A 14591-nucleotide genomic window follows, 5' to 3' on the forward strand; every position below is an offset into this window, starting at 1 on the left:
GAAGGCGCCCCTCCGGCCGCTTCGCCTGCCCTCTGTCTCTGTTCTCCCTCCCCGCAGGAGATGTGTTGTCCGACGTACGTAAGCTCGTATACGGCTCTCTGCTTCCGGCCTTTCGCGCCCCGGCTCCTCCTGACTGGCTCCGGCGGGCCCTGGACGAGGGTCTCGCGGGTGTGTGTCTCTTCGGGCCCACCCTCCAGCTGATCGAGGGCCGAGTGTACGACGTGGTGGCGAAACCGCTGCGTGACTGCGCGCCCGACCTGCTGCTGGCCCTGGACGAGGAGGGCGGGGACGTCACCCGCCTCGACTATCTGCGCGGCAGCCGCTTCCCGGGCAACCACGCGCTGGGGGCTCTCGACGACGTGACAGTCACCAGGGCGGTGGCCGGTTCCCTCGGCGCCGAGCTGCGCCAGGCGGGGGTCAACCTGAACCTGGCGCCCTGTGCCGACGTGGTCGTCGACCCCCGCAACCCGATCATCGGCCTGCGTTCGTTCGGATCGGACCCCGCGCTGGTCTCCCGGCACACGGTGGCCTACGTCGAGGCACTCCAGGACCAGGGGATCGCCGCGACGGCCAAGCATTTCCCCGGCCACGGCAACACCCATACAGACTCGCACCACGCGCTGCCCGAGGTCGACGGCGACATGGAGAGTCTGCGCCGCTACGAGCTGCCTCCGTTCGCCGCGGCTGTGGACGCGGGCGTGCGCTGCGTCATGACGGGCCATGTCCGTCTCCCGGCGCTGGACGATCTGCCCGCGACGTTCAGCCGCCGGCTGCTCACCGACGTACTCCGGGGGGAGCTCGGCTTCGACGGCGTGGTGGTCACCGACGCCATCGACATGGGGGCGGTGCGCAGCCGCTGGGGGCTCGCCGGTTCGGCCGTCATGAGCTGGCGGGCGGGCGCGGACCTCGTCGTCATCGGCGCGGACGACGGCGAGGAGCACTGCGAGGCGATCGTCCGCGCCGCCGAGGCCGCGGTGGCCGACGGTTCGCTGGACGTCGCACGCCTGGCGCGGGCCGCGGAACGGGTGGCCGAACTGCGCGCCTGGGTGGCCGACGCCAAGCCGTCGGACGCACCGGACACTCGGCTGGCGGAGGCGGCGGCCCCCCTGCTGATCGGGCCCGCCGTCCCGGCGCTGCCGGCCCCGCCCTTCGTCGTGGAGTTCCGGCCCACGGTGAACGAGGCCATCGGCATGGTTCCCTGGGGCATGGTGGACAGCCTCGCCCGGATCGACTGGCTGCACGGCCACGCGACGGTGCACGAGGACGACGCCGAGAGGCTGCCCGAGATTCCCGGGCACGCGCCGTTGCTCGTCGTGGTGAGGGACTGCGCCGATTCGCCGTGGCAACTGCGCGGGATGCGCCGCCTGCTGGCGGAGCACCCCGAAGCGGTGGTCGTCGAGATGGGCATGCCGGGACGGCTGGACGTGCCGGCGGGACGGCTCGTGCACACCCACGGCATCGGGCTGGCGAACTCCCGCGCCACGGCGCAGGCCCTGGCGGGCCGGTGATCCTGGTGCGCCGAGCGCTGTACATCCCCACCGACCGTCCGTGCGGCGACGCCATCCGGCACGGCATCGCGGAGTGCGCCGAGCTGCGACGGGAGACCGGGGAGGAGTGTCTCTTCCTCCTTGCCGAGCACGAGCGGCATCCCCGGGAACGGGAACACGAGAAGGTGGTCCGGCGGTACGCCCGCGAGCACGGGGTCACGGCTCTGCCGCTCACCGCCGACGCGTGGGAAGGGCTGGCGGACACGCTGGGACGCATGGTGTTCCCCGACCCCGCTTCCCGCGCACGGCTCCGGTCCGCGCTGCTGCCCCGTGGCGTCGCCTACGGCTCGGGGCCGAACAAGGCGGCGATCGTGGCCGCCGCGCTGGGGATCGACGTGCTGCACCGGCGCGACTCCGACCAGGAGCCGCAGCTGGTGGAGGGCCGTCCGCGCTACCCCGGCGTGCTGGAGGCCAGGGCGGTCGGCCGACGGGTGGCCGATCTGTCCGTCGTCAATCCGCAGGACGCCCTGCCGCACCACCGCGACGCGGAAGTGCGGTTCGGGGGCGGAACGGTCTACGGGGACTCGCCGCAGGACCGCCGTGACGTCCTGGCGGCGGGACACGAGTTCGCCGTACGCCTGCAGAACCTGACCCGGCCGGAGTCCACCTCGCGGGAGGAGGTCTCCGCCGACGTCGAGAGGTACTTCACCGAGGAGCTGCGGACCCACCACGACGAGGACTTCCTCGAACTGGACCCCGACGTCGCGAAAGTCGAGATGGGGGTGTCCTGTGTCGGGGGATTCTTCCGCGAGCTGCCGGAGATGCCCCTCCCCGACACTCTGGGCAGCGACTACCGGCTGCGAAATCTGCTCTCGCAGCTCTCCTTGCCGGTGGTCTACCAGTCACGGAAGATGCGGCACATCTACCGGAACGGCCGCAAGCGGCAGGCGTCCCTGGAGCGCGTGGTGGAGTACGCGCTCCGCGACCTGCGGCTGGTCCTGCTCTGGATCGTCTCGTGGCGGCAGGCGGAGCTGATCCGTGCCGCTCCCGCCACGTATCTGCGGGCGGACGGGCACATCGACAACGAGCGGATCGCGGCCAGTCTGGAGCAGGCGCTCGTCGAGACGCTGCCCGCGGTCCGGGAGGCGCCGGCCCGGTTCGCCGCCATCCACCGCGACGCGGCGGCGGCCACCTCGGGTGAGCTCGCCCGGCGACTGTCGGCGGTGGCGGAGAGCGCGGCGAAACGTGAGGAGGAACTGGCGGGGGACATCGTGTCCGGAGTCGGCACGTACGCCTGGCTCGTACGCGTGTGGCCGTCGGTGATCGCCGCGGCGCCCGGCCTGTCGGAGCGGATCGGCGGTCTGCTGGTTCACCGGTAGGTGCGCGCCTGGAGGGCGAACAGCTCGGCGTACAGGCCGCCCCTGGCCATGAGCTGGTCGTGGCTGCCCGTCTCGGCCACGACTCCACCGTCCAGCACGATGATCAGATCGGCGGTTCGTACGGTGGCGAAACGGTGCGACACGAAGAGGGTGATCGCACCGTTGGCCCTGGCGGCGGCCGACGCCGTCGCGGTGTAGCGCTCGAAGAGCGCGTGCTCCGCGGTGGCGTCCAGCGCGGAGGCCGGTTCGTCGAGAACGACGAGCAGCGGATCGGTGCGCATGAGCGTACGCGCCAGGCCCAGGGACTGCCACTGGCCGCCGGACAGTTCGGCCCCGTCCCCGTAGGCCCGCCCGAGGAGGCCGTCCAGCCCGCCGGGGACCTTGGCGACGAGCGCCTCGGCGCGGGCGGCGCGCAACGCGGCGGTCACCGCGTCGTCGGAGTGCAGCTCGGCGGTGCTGCCGACGCCCACGTTCTCACGCAGCAGCAGTTCCATCCGCGCGAAGTCCTGGAAGAGAGCTGCGGTCCGCTCCCGCCAGGCATCGGCGGACAGGGAGCCCAGGTCGGTTCCGTCAACCAGGATGCGGCCGTCCGTCGGTTCGTACAGGCCGCAGAGCAGCTTCACGAGCGTTGACTTTCCGGCGCCGTTCTCCCCCACGACGGCCACCGTCCGGCCGGCGGGTATGTCGACGCTGACGCCGCGCAGCACATCGCGACCGGTGCCCGGGTAGGTGAACCCGACGTTCTCCAGGCGCAGTCCGCGTTCGAGCCGGACCGGAACGGGGCCCGTGCCGTCGGGAACGGAGCGCACACTCCACTGCCGCAGGCTGTCGATCCGGTCCAGGGTCCGCGCACCCTTCTGCAGGGTGGTCAGCAGCCCGAGTCCGGTCGCCACCTGAGCGCTGACGTTCACCGCGAGCGCGACGACGAGGACCACGTCTCCCACTCCCGCGGAACCGACCGCCGCCTGGCGTACCACGAGGAGCAGGGCCGCGGTGTGCGCGAGCGCGAAGAGTCCGTGCCCAGCCGCGCGCAGACCCGCCGCGCGGAGCTGGGCGGCGCCCTGGGTCCGGGTGACCGTGTCCCAGGCATCGCGCTGCCGTCCGAGGATCAGGTCCTCGGCGTGGACCAGCCTCAGCTCCTTCACCGACGCACTGGTGGTGGACAGTTCGACCAGATGACGGCTGAGCTGGGTCTGTGTGGCCACCCGCTCCTTGGCCGCCTCCGCCAGCCGCTGGGCGCGCCCTCCCAGGACCACCGGGGGCACGGCGGCGGCCGGCAGCAGAACCAGCCAGGGGTTGACCCAGGCCAGCAGGGACGCGCTGAAGGCCAGTTGCACGACGAGGACGGTCAGTTGCAAGGACGCCTCGGTCCAGCCGCGGATCAGGTGCAGTTCCTCACGTACCAGCGTGACGGTGCTCGCATACTCCGGCCTGTCGAAGTGGGCGATGCCGTGGGTGCCGTTGGCCAGGTCCAGCAGCTCCCGGTGCAGGGCCATCTCCTGCTGCTCACCCAGTTCGAAGTAGGAGAGGTGCGCGAAGTGACCGAGTGTCAGCTCCAACACCAGCAGGACGCTGAGGACGAGAGCGGTGACGACCGCGTGGACGACCCGGCCGTCGAGCGCAGCTTCGGTGAACTCCTTCAGTCCCAGGGCGATCAGGGGCGTGGCCAGACCGCCGGCGAGGAGCAGCCCGAGCGCCTTGACCAGCCTGGGCCGGTCGATGCGCCAGGCCAACCGGAGCAGCGTGGCGGTACTGGCCAGCGGTCCGTTCACCGCGCCTCCTCCCTGGCACCGTCCTGGAACCGCTGGGCCTGCAGCGCGAACATGTCGGCGTACCGGCCGCCCAGCGCCACCAGTTCGTCGTGGCTTCCGCTCTCCACCACCCGGCCGTGCTCCAGGACCACGATGCGGTCGGCGCGGCGGACGGTCGAGAAGCGGTGCGAGATGACGACACTGGTGACGGCGGCGGTGGTGGCGAGGAACCGGTCGAAGAACTCGGCCTCCGCTCGGACGTCGAGCTGAGCCGTCGGCTCGTCCAGGACCAGCACGGACGCTCCCTTGGCGATGGCGAAGTAGGCCCTGGCCAGGGCGATGCGCTGCCACTGGCCGCCGGACAACTCCCTGCCTCCGGCGTAGTCCCGGGACAGCACGGTTCGCGCGCCGTCGGGTAGGTGGTCGATGACGGTGTCGGCCCCCGCCTGTGCGGCCGCCCGCTCCAGTGCCGCGATATCGTCGAGGTGCGCGGGCGCGCCCATCCCGATGTTGTCGGCGGCGCTGAACTGGTAGCGGTTGTAGTCCTGGAAGACGACGGCGACCTGCCGCTGCCAGTCGCGTGCGTCCACCTGGGCGAGGTCGCGTCCGTCAACGACGATCCGGCCGCCGGTGGGCTCGTAAAGGCGGGCGAGGAGCTTCACGAGCGTCGTCTTGCCCGCACCGTTGAGTCCGACGATCGCGGTCGATCCCCCGACGACCAGATCGAGGTCGAGCCCGCGCAGGATGTCCGGGGAGTCCGGGGAGTAGCGAAAGCTGACGTCCCGGAAGGAAAGCTCTCCTTCCGGCGGGGCTGCCGGAATGCCCGTCCGCAGCGGTGTGGAACCAGCTATCTCCTTGAACTCGCCCAGCGCTGTGTACGAGTTCATGCCATAGGCCGTGGGAACATCGGATTCCGGAAAATAGACGCCGAACCGGATCAACACCACCGTCGCCTGGAGCGCCACCGTCAGCTGCAGAACCGAAAGGCCGTCATGGGCGGAGGAAAGCATGGCAAGGACGACGGCTCCGCCCAGAAGTCCGACGAGGGAATAGCGGACGAAGGGCCAGAAGAGCAGCGCGCGCCGCCCTTTCCACAAGGGTCTTACATAATGTTCGGTGTCGCGCGCCAATAGCTCGCGTAGCCAGGGTCGCAGCCCGAAGACCCGCGCCTCCTTCGCCAGGCCTGGGCCACTGACGAGGGCGCGCACATAGATGAGGGCGCGGCGTTCGCTCGCCAGGGATTTCATCAGGCCGGAGAAACGGGCCAGCGAACCCCGCTGGCCGAACCTGATGACCAGTGCGGTGAGACCTGCGACGGCCCCGGCCAGAGGGTGGAGCGCCAGGGAGACGAGGGCCACGGCACAGCCGAGCTGGGTATAGCGGGCCAGCAGGGCCAGCGCCCCCGCGACCGCGTCGCCCGGCGTCAGCGCGGCCCGGGTGTACGCCGCCCGCGCATCGCTGAGGACGTCCATGGTGCGCGGGTTCTCCAGTTGTTCGACCGCCGCCTCGGTCAGCGTGGTGCGCATCAGGTCCTGTACGCACTGGCCGTCCACCCGCCGCGCCACGATCTCTCCCAGCGCGACCGGGAGCGGCACCAGCGACTGATGCAGAAAGAAAGCGGCCGAGGCGACGGCGAACGCCGCGCCGTGATCCTGCCAGCGGTGCTCACCGCCCCCAGTCGCGATTCCGTCGAGCAGGGAACTCACCCCAACGACAAATGCCATGGGGAGGAATCCCACGATCACATTGCCGGCGACGGCACCAACGGCCAGCGGTGCTCCCGCGGAGGGCAACAGCCGCCACAAACTGATCCACTTGCTGAATCTGTCTTTTACGGAGAGCACCAGACGTCTTCTCGGTAGTCAGTGGAGGGGTCAGACAGTAGGCGTCAGTGCGCGGGACCGTCAAGATCCCCTCTGGACATGGCTCGTTCTGGAGGCGTCGGCGAGCGATTCACCGTCCGCGGTCTTCGCACGGCCCCAGGCCGGGTGTGCGGTCGAGCACGCCGCCGTGGCCAAAGTGGCCTTTCGCAGGAAACACCTGGGTTCGGCGGAGACCCGATTCCGTGAAGCAGCGAGTCATTGCATACCCCTCCCGCTGCCCTCGCCTGTTGCCAAGAATGCGATCCCCGCGATCCCGTGGTCGCCGAGGTCCGGCGTAATACCTGAATTATTCCGGAACGGACCGGCATGACCGGGCGGGCGCTGGACACGCTCATCGGCCGGCTGCCCCGGAGACTCGATGAGCTACGTGGACGCGGACGGCCCCAGCAGCGAGGAAGCGAGCGCATCCGTGCTTGCGGCGCCGGCGCCGAGGACAAGCGGACCCACCACCGACGGAGTCCTGGCCACCGTGCTTCACCTGCGCCAACTCGGCACCCGCGACCTCCTCGCTCAGCTCTTCGAAGTCGACACCAGCACCTCACCAGGGCCGTTCACCAAGTCCACCCTCTATAGGTTTCCGCAGGTCAACGCACTCGTCCGCGTGGCTTCAACGGGGTCGCGGGCAGTTCCGGGGCGGGCAGGCGGGCGCCGTCGTAGCCCCGCACCTCGCCGAACCGCGAGCCGTTCTCCCAGTCGTTTCGCGCCTGTACGATCTCCTCACCGGACCGGGCGATGAAGTTCCAGAACATGACCAGTTCCTCCTCGAACGGCTCGCCGCCCAGGAGCATCAGCCCGGCGTCGGAGACGGCGCGCAGAGGCAGTTCGGTGCGCCCGCAGCCGAGGTAGAGCATCGAGCCGGGCAGCACGGGGACCCCGTCGACCTCGGCCTCGCCCGACATGGACAGGACCGCGTACTCGAAGTCGGGGTCCAGGGGCAGGCGGGCCTCGGCGCCACCCGCCAGGGTCACGTCGGCGCCGACGATCGGGGTGTACGCGGTGCCGGGCGAGGCCGCGCCGTCCAGTTCACCCAGGATGACGGTGGCGGTCACGCCGGGGGCGGTGACGACGGGCAGGTCCGTGTGGTGCTGGAAGTGCGGCTCGATGGTGCGGTGCGCTTCCGGGAGAGCCACCCAGAGCTGCGCTCCGTGCAGCAGCCGGGCATGCTCCTTCGGACTCTCCTCGGAGTGGCTGATGGCGCGGCCCGAGGTCATCAGGCCCAGTTCGCGGGGGCGTACCGTCTGCAGGCTGCCGAGACTGTCCCGGTGAAGGACTTCCCCGTCGTGGAGCCAGCTGACGGTCTGGAGGCCCATGTGAGGATGCGGCGGGACCTGCATTCCGGGCTCGTCGGCGATGTCGTCGGGGCCGTAGTGGTCCACGAAGGCCCAGGCGCCCACCATGCGCCGGCCCAGATTGGGCAGCAGACGGCGGACCTCGGTGCCCTCGCCGAGCTGGACGCGGCGGGGGGCGAGAAGCTCGCGGACTGGCTCGGCGACGACGAAGCCGCGTCCTCCGCAGACGGAGGGCGTGGCCTGGCGATCGAGATTGCTCATGGCGCTCAACCTATTCCCGTAGGGGCGTGGAGCACCGGGTCCCACGCCAGAACTTTAGTGGAATATTCAATCATTATGCGATGTTGTCATGGCTGAACGTACGGCGGGGCGGCCCGGAGCCGGCCCCGCACCCCATGAAGGAGGACGCGTGAGCGAGACCGAGACCTACTACGAGTTCGGCACCGCCGCCGACCGGTGGGACCGGGCGCAGATGTTCTTCGAGGCCAAGGAGTACCTGACGGCCGCCCGGATCCTGGGCGGACTCGTCGGGGAAGCGCCGAAGCAGGTCGCGCCGCGGCTGCTGCTGGCCCGCTCCTACTACCACTCCGCCCGGCTGGGCAAGGCGGAGCAGGAGCTCCGGGCCGTTCTGGAGCTCGACCCGGTGGAGAGCTACGCGCACCTGATGCTGGGCCGGACGCTGGAGCGTCAGGGGCGGACCGCCGACGCGGCGCCGCACCTGCGGATGGCCGCCGCCCTCACCGGAGACTTCGGCCCCGGAGCCACGCGCTCCTGAGCAGCTCCGTGTCACTGGCCGGGCCCGCACCACTCGGTGCGGGCCCGGTCTTCTTTACCCGCCGATACGAGCATCGGACAATGGGATCTCCAGGACGAAGGGGTGGAAGATGCACGGATCCAGAAGTGCCGCATTAGGCCGGGCGCGGTCGGCCGCGCTCATCGGGCTGGCGGTGGCGGTCTCGGCCGGCTGCTCCGGTGGCGATGACGGGAAGAGCCGGGAGGCGGCGGAGCAGACCGCTCGCCCGCCGGGAACCCACAACTGGACCAGCAGACCCTGCGATCTCCTCACGGGCGAGGCGCCCGCCGAGGGCTTCACCCTCGGCAGCACCACCGACTCCGCCTCTCCCGACGCCCAGGAGGACATCGGCGAGAACGGCGCGCGGCCGCTCTACCGGCAGACCGGCTGCCTCGCGGACCTGAAGGCTCCCGACGGCACGTTCTGGAAGCTCAGCACCAGGGCGTCGGTGTACGAGGCCGCCGAGGCCGCCCGGCACGCGTACCGCGTCAAGGAGGACCTCGACCGTGCCCACGGACGCGGGCCCGAGAAAGTCCACGACGCCGCCTACGCGATACCGGCCGACGACCAGGGAAGCCCCGGCCGCACCCTCCTCCTGTGGAACGGCGACCTCGTGCTCACGGTGTCCGCGTACGCACCGCACGGGAGCACGGAACACGACGTACAGGAACGCCTCGAACGGATCGTCGGAAACGCGGCACGCCGCACGGAGGACGGCCTCCGCGATCACGACGCCTCCTCACCCGCACCCTGACGGCCTCCGCGCCCGGTCGCCTGCCCCCGGCACCATGACGCCTGGCGCCCCGGCGCCCGACTCCTTTGGCGACCACATGGCCCGGCAGCGCCCTGGTTCGGTTCAACCGTCCGGCCTGGCGTTCGCCGCCCGGTCGAGCCACGCCTCTATCAGCGCCCTCGCGCTGCCGGCCGACCGGGCGTCACGCTCCCTCGCTCTCCCGCCAGTCGGGCCGGACCAGCACGGCCGTGGCGACGATGCCGTCCTCGATCCGCCACTGCCCACGCAGCGTGGTCGGCAGGGCCGGGTCCGTGAGGAGCAGACGCGCGGCGAACGTGCCCTCGGCAGCGGTGTCCCCGTGGGGCGTATCGCCCTTGCCGGCTCGACCGCCCGTCTGCTGGAACGTCAGGTCGGCCTGAATGAAGTCGAGTTCGATGCCCGTGACCGGATACCAGGTTTTGAAGACGCTCTCCTTGGCACTGAACAGGACACGGTCCCAGTGGATTTCGCTCTCGCCTGCCGGTGCGGGCAGACCGATCCGCCTACGTTCGGCGGGCAGGGTCACCAACTCCCGTACGCCGGCGGGGAGCGGAGCGTGCGGTTCCGCGTCGATGCCGAGCGACAGCACACCCTTCGCCCGGGCCAGCGCGGCCGCCCGGTATCCCTCGCAGTGGGTGAGGCTGCCGACGATTCCCTCGGGCCACAGCGGTCGTCCCCGGTGACCGTGGAGCACGGCCACGGGTGGCAGACCGAGTCCGGCCATGGCGCGCCGGGCACAGGCGCGGGCCGTCGCGAAGTCGTTCCTGCGTTTGGCCACGCTCTTGGCGACCAGCGCCTCCTCCTCCGGGAAGAGAGTCCCCTCGGGGACGGTCTCCGCGCGGGTGGCAGCACAGGAGACGTCGGCGGGCAGCAGTCGCTCGATCACGAGGAGCCTCCCGGGGTGCGCCGCTGTACGGACGGTTCGGCGTCGGTGCGGGCCGGTGGGGCGGGTTGCCCCTCGTAGGGGAGGATCTGCCGCAGCAGGCCTCGCGGGTGTCCCCTCTCGCGCCACTCCCTGGGGTAGCCGATGGAGACCTCCTCGAAGCGCACCCCGTCGTACCAGGTCGTACGGGGGATGTGGAGGTGGCCGTAGACGACGGCGGTGACGTTGAAACGGCGGTGCCAGTCGGCGGTCAGTTCCGTGCCGCACCACTGGGCGAACTCCGGGTACCACATCACCGACGTGGGTTCCCGGACCAGAGGCCAGTGCCCGGCGAGGACCAGGGGTATCTCGGGGTCGTGCGCCGCGAGCCGGCGGCCGGTCGCGGCGACCCGGGCGCGGCACCAGTCGTCCCGCGTCGGGTAGGGGTCCGGGTGCAGGAGGTATTCGTCGTTGCAGACGATGCCCGACTCGTGCGCGACGGCCAGCGACTCCTCCTTCGTGTGCGTTCCCGGGGCGCGGAAGGTGTAGTCGTACAGGAGGAAGAGCGGCGCGATCGCCACCGGTCCGTCCGGGCCCGGCCAGAGCGGGAACGGGTCTTCAGGAGTCGTCACTCCGAGGTCCCGGCACAGCTCGACGAGGTGGTCGTAGCGGGCCTGGCCGCGCAGTTGGACCGGGTCCTTGGCCAGGGTCCACAGCTCGTGGTTGCCGGGGGTCCAGATCACGTGGGCGAAGCGCTCCGCGAGGAGTCCGAGCGTCCACCGGATGTCTTCGGGCGTCTCCGCCACATCGCCGGCGACGATCAGCCAGTCCGCGTCGGACGTCGGGTGCAGGGACTCCACGATGGCCCGGTTGTCGGTCACCGCGGCGTGCAGGTCGCTCACGGCCAGCAGACGGCCCGCGCGCTGCTGCCGGCTCCCGTCGCCGGGGGCGGGAACGGCGGCGGGGGCACCGTGCGGTGCGGGGTCGCTCGGAGGCGTCATGGGCGCTGTTTTCCCGATCTGTCGGCAGTGGTCCGGCTCCGTCCGCACGGTGGGGAGCCGCTGAACGTAGCCTCTCACGCCCCCTCCCGGTTCCTCCCGGGTTTCGGATGGCGGGCACATCAGGCGGGGCCCACTACCCACGCTGATTTTCCGTCAGCCCCCCTTCTGCTCGACGTGAGTTCAGCTCGTTCACCGCACCGAGCGCGTCGCCGACCGTCGTGTAGTCGACGGCGATGAAGGTGACCGGCCTGCCCCGTTCCACCTCGCAGGCACGGGTCCGCTCCAGGACCCAGTCGCGGGCGTTGACGCGGCCGGCGTCCAGGCGGCTGCCGCCCGCGTTCGTGATGAAGTGGTTGAGCAGGAAGAGCCGTTTCCCGGTACCGCCCCGGTGGGGTTCGCACGTCATCTCGGAGGGACTCCGGAAGGCGAACGGGGTCTCCATCCCGTACCGGTAGAAGTTGCGGTACCAGGGCGCCGGGCCATCGGCCTTCTCCGCGAACACCACCAGTCGGCGACCGCTGTCGATCATCTCCCCCAGGGTGGGCCACGGGGCGTCGGGATCCACCGAGGGAGTGTGCAGGAGGTCCTCCAGGCCGGCGGCTCGGAACGCCTCCTCGGTGTCCTCGGGGCTGATGTCGTCCTGGACGATGAGCGTCACGATCTCGGTCGGGTGGGCGCGCAGCCAGCCGCCGATGTCCTCCAGGGCCGGGACCAGTTCGACGGCCCCGGCGCGGCAGACGCCGTGGCAGAGCCAGAGTCCCTCGCGTGGCGGGTTCGCCCGGTCGATGGCGCCGGTGATCAGGCGCCGTTGCTCGGGGGTGAATTCGGGGGAGTCGAGACGCCCGGCGATGTCCTGCGGGCGCTCCCAGCGGTACGTGTCGAGCTGGAGGGCCCGGACGCCCGTGTTGAGCTGGGTGGTGATGTCGGGGTCCTGGAGAGGGCCGATGAACCGGTCCGCGGTGGTGGACATCGCGTTGTGCGAGGTGAGGTAGGCGGCTTCGTCGTAACGCAGTTCGCACAGGCGGCTGCTGCCCAGGCACTCGCGGGGTGCGGACGGGCCGAACACGGGCGGCACGAGCAGTACGCCGGCCAGTGCGGCACAGGCCACGCCCGCCGCTGTCGTCCGTACCACTGTCGGGGTCGGCATCCGCCCCGGGCGCACCAGGAACGCCCAGCCCACGCCCGTGAGGAGCACGCCGCCGACGAGGGCCGTGAGGGCGGCGCTCAGCCCGGTGGCGACCGCCTGGTTCACGGCGTTGCGCTGGAGGTCGTCGACGAGCGCGGCGACGCTCGGGGCCCAGGAGGACGGTGTGGTGAGGAGGCGTCCTCCGGTGATCAGCCGGGCCAGGAGCACGGCCGCGGCGGTCAGGGCTCCCGCGCAGGCGAGCGCCTGCCCCAGTCGCATCAGCCGGCGGGCCGGGGCGGCGGGACCGGTGAACCAGAGCGTCGCGAGCGCGGCCAGTGCGACGGTGAGGGCGAGGACCTGGAGCAGGGTCAGGAGCCTGATGGCGTCACGGGCCCGCTCCAGGGCCGTGAGGTCCATCCCGGCCGTGGTCAGGGCGCCGGTGAGGTCCCACGTACCGTCCTGGAGAGTGGTGCGGAGGCCGGCGGCGGCGGTCCGCGAGCCCTCGGAGAGCGCGGCGGCCGCGGTGGCTGCCAGCGCGGTCGATACGTCTCCCTCCTCCAGGGCCACCTCGATCTCGGGGCGCAGCGCCGCCCGCTCCCGCTCCGGGACCGTCGTGAGGAGGGCGTCGGCGGCGCGGTCGGCCTGGCCCTCGGTGAGCGGCAGCGTGGGGAGGTCGGGGGCGCGGCCCTCCTTGAGCGCGTCGAGCGCCGTGACGAGGTCGGCGGCGAACCGTTCAAAGTCCGGCCGGTCGCTCCCCTGGATGCTGGCCACCAGGTCGCCGAAGTAGACGCGTGCGAGATCGGCGAGGTTCTCCAGCACCGGGGCCAGGTCGACGGTCAACCGGAGCTCGTCACGGTCGCCGCGCAGATAGCCGGTCACCGCCTCGATCTGCTGGTCGGTGAGGGCCCGGACCGTGCCGGGCGGCAGCACGACCTTGATGTTCGACGTCACCAGCGCCTCGGGCACGGGCAGGTGCGCGAGCAGATCGCGGGTGACGGGCGAGATCTCCGGGTCGACGAGCACCTCGGTGTAGAGCCGGTCGTAGGCCGACTCCTCGTCCAGCACCGCCTGGTAGAAGCCGGGCGAGGCGACCGTGGACCGGACGGTCGCGGTCAGGGCGACCGTCGTCACGCACAGGACGGCCAGCAGGAAGGCGAGCACCGGCACGAGACGGCCGGGCCGGCGCGGGGGCGCGGGTCCCCAGGACGGCCCGAGCGGGTTCGCGGTCGGTTCGGCATTCACCCGCCCAGCCTATGCGGAATATCAGCTTTTCTGCGTGAATGATGAGATTCAGGAGCTGGGGAGCCCCCTGTGCACTCCGTAGCCGAGGAGCCGCTGTGCACTCCGTTCACCTGGCCGTGCTGATGACGAGTCACGACCGCCGTGCGCGAACGCTGTCCGCGCTGAGCGCCCTGGCGGAGCAGCGCGGGCTCCCCGCCGGGACGACGCTCGGCGTGCATCTCGTGGACACCGGCAGCACCGACGGTACGCCGGAGGCGGTCCGGCTGCGGCATCCGGCGGTGGAGGTCATGTCGGTGGGCGCGGACACCCCTCCCAACCTGGCGCTGCGCATCGCGAGCCGCAACAGCCGCAGCGGGGGCGGCGGGGGCGGCTGCGGTCCGCTCGGCGGCGCGCCCGGCCAGCCGACCCACTCGTGGACGCACCAGCTCTGGCTCGACGACGGGGTCGAACTCTTCCCGGACGCCCTCGCGAACCTGCTGCGGACGGCCGGGGCGGCCGGGCCCGGGACCGTCGTCGTGGGCGCGGTGCGGAACGCGTACGGGGACACGGTGTACTCCGGCCGGCGGGGCCGTTCCCTGACACTCGTCGAGCCCGGCGAGCACCGGCCCGAGCCCTGCGACACGTACGACGGGCGCGTGATCCTGGTGCCCCGCGCCGTGTACGACCTCGTCGGGGACCCGGACAAGGTCTTCCGCCACCGGATGGGCGACTACGACCACGGCTGCCGGGCGCGGCGGGCCGGGGTGACCGCGTTCGTCGCCCCGGGACATGCCGGTGAGTGTGTGGGCGGGCCGGGCGTTCCCGGATCCCGGGAGCCGGGGATCGGCGTCCGGGAGGCTCTGCGCCGCGTGACCTCCGTACAGGAGCTGCCGCTCCGCCCGTGGTGGGTGTACTGCCTGCGGCACACCTGGCCGTGGGCGCCGTATCTGATGCTCGCCCCGTACGCGCGCGCCGCGGCCCGCGCCACGCTCGGCCGGCTGCGGGGGTGATCAGGCGCCGGGCGGGC

At 71.5% G+C, this 14591-nt stretch carries 11 protein-coding genes and 1 pseudogene; 6 read left to right on the forward strand and 6 right to left on the reverse strand.

All coding sequences use genetic code 11. The features are described 5' to 3' along the window. Positions 1-65: 65 nt before the first annotated feature. Positions 66-1508 (forward strand): glycoside hydrolase family 3 protein, encoded by a 1443-nt coding sequence (locus AB0F29_RS16340; protein ID WP_361872411.1) that lies wholly within the window; start codon positions 66-68, stop codon positions 1506-1508. Positions 1509-1513: 5 nt separating this feature from the next. Then, positions 1514-2866, forward strand: coding sequence for a DUF6271 family protein (locus AB0F29_RS16345; protein ID WP_361872413.1), 1353 nt, complete (start codon positions 1514-1516; stop codon positions 2864-2866). Here AB0F29_RS16345 and AB0F29_RS16350 read toward each other — a convergent pair. Beyond that, the gene (locus AB0F29_RS16350; protein ID WP_361872416.1) at positions 2857-4638 is read right to left on the reverse strand and encodes an ABC transporter ATP-binding protein; all 1782 of its coding nucleotides are present in this window, start codon (positions 4636-4638) and stop codon (positions 2857-2859) included. The two genes, AB0F29_RS16345 and AB0F29_RS16350, sit on opposite strands and share 10 nt — an antisense overlap. After that, complete coding sequence (locus AB0F29_RS16355) at positions 4635-6341, reverse strand: ABC transporter ATP-binding protein (RefSeq protein WP_361872419.1); 1707 nt, start codon at positions 6339-6341, stop codon at positions 4635-4637. The genes AB0F29_RS16350 and AB0F29_RS16355 overlap by 4 nt, the downstream gene beginning before the upstream one ends. Positions 6342-6791: 450 nt before the next feature. Between AB0F29_RS16355 and AB0F29_RS16360 the strand changes: the two are divergent. Beyond that, positions 6792-7070, forward strand: a pseudogene (locus AB0F29_RS16360) (transposase family protein); the annotation flags it as partial. A 14-nt stretch (positions 7071-7084) separates the two neighbouring features. On the opposite strand, the gene AB0F29_RS16365 reads toward AB0F29_RS16360, so the two are convergent. Then, positions 7085-8050, reverse strand: coding sequence for a pirin family protein (locus tag AB0F29_RS16365; RefSeq protein WP_361872422.1), 966 nt, complete (start codon positions 8048-8050; stop codon positions 7085-7087). 148 nt (positions 8051-8198) lie between these two features. Here AB0F29_RS16365 and AB0F29_RS16370 point away from each other — a divergent pair, with 148 nt between their 5' ends. Together AB0F29_RS16370 and AB0F29_RS16375 are read left to right on the forward strand one after the other, a co-directional pair. Then, positions 8199-8564 carry a tetratricopeptide repeat protein gene (locus AB0F29_RS16370; RefSeq protein WP_018955765.1) on the forward strand — a complete coding sequence of 122 codons (366 nt, stop codon included), beginning with the start codon at positions 8199-8201 and terminating at the stop codon, positions 8562-8564. Between the two features lie 109 nt (positions 8565-8673). Continuing rightward, complete coding sequence (locus AB0F29_RS16375; RefSeq protein WP_361872426.1) at positions 8674-9336, forward strand: hypothetical protein; 663 nt, start codon at positions 8674-8676, stop codon at positions 9334-9336. A gap of 181 nt (positions 9337-9517) precedes the next feature. Here AB0F29_RS16375 and AB0F29_RS16380 read toward each other — a convergent pair whose 3' ends face one another. The 3 genes from AB0F29_RS16380 to AB0F29_RS16390 form a co-directional block, all read right to left on the reverse strand. Further along, complete coding sequence (locus AB0F29_RS16380) at positions 9518-10240, reverse strand: 4'-phosphopantetheinyl transferase superfamily protein (protein ID WP_361872429.1); 723 nt, start codon at positions 10238-10240, stop codon at positions 9518-9520. Then, complete coding sequence (locus AB0F29_RS16385) at positions 10237-11217, reverse strand: metallophosphoesterase (RefSeq protein ID WP_361872432.1); 981 nt, start codon at positions 11215-11217, stop codon at positions 10237-10239. Before AB0F29_RS16385 ends, AB0F29_RS16380 begins: the two co-directional genes overlap by 4 nt. 133 nt (positions 11218-11350) lie before the next feature. Continuing rightward, positions 11351-13585 carry a hypothetical protein gene (locus AB0F29_RS16390; protein ID WP_361872435.1) on the reverse strand — a complete coding sequence of 745 codons (2235 nt, stop codon included), beginning with the start codon at positions 13583-13585 and terminating at the stop codon, positions 11351-11353. Between the two features lie 95 nt (positions 13586-13680). On the opposite strand from AB0F29_RS16390, the gene AB0F29_RS16395 reads away from it, so the two are divergent. After that, on the forward strand, positions 13681-14574 hold the full coding sequence (locus AB0F29_RS16395; protein ID WP_361872438.1) for a glycosyltransferase family 2 protein: 894 nt from the start codon (positions 13681-13683) through the stop codon (positions 14572-14574). Positions 14575-14591 lie beyond the last annotated feature (17 nt).

It is taken from the genome of Streptomyces sp. NPDC026589 (assembly GCF_040638385.1).
Taxonomy (GTDB): Bacteria; Actinomycetota; Actinomycetes; order Streptomycetales; family Streptomycetaceae; genus Streptomyces.

What these genes read in the sequence shown, in the direction of transcription:
- AB0F29_RS16385 (WP_361872432.1), bottom strand. Translation starts at nt 11,217, where the DNA reads ATGACGCCTCCGAGCGACCCCGCACCGCACGGTGCCCCCGCCGCCGTT.
- AB0F29_RS16375 (WP_361872426.1), top strand. Translation starts at nt 8,674, where the DNA reads ATGCACGGATCCAGAAGTGCCGCATTAGGCCGGGCGCGGTCGGCCGCG.
- AB0F29_RS16355 (WP_361872419.1), bottom strand. Translation starts at nt 6,341, where the DNA reads ATGGCATTTGTCGTTGGGGTGAGTTCCCTGCTCGACGGAATCGCGACT.
- AB0F29_RS16365 (WP_361872422.1), bottom strand. Translation starts at nt 8,050, where the DNA reads ATGAGCAATCTCGATCGCCAGGCCACGCCCTCCGTCTGCGGAGGACGC.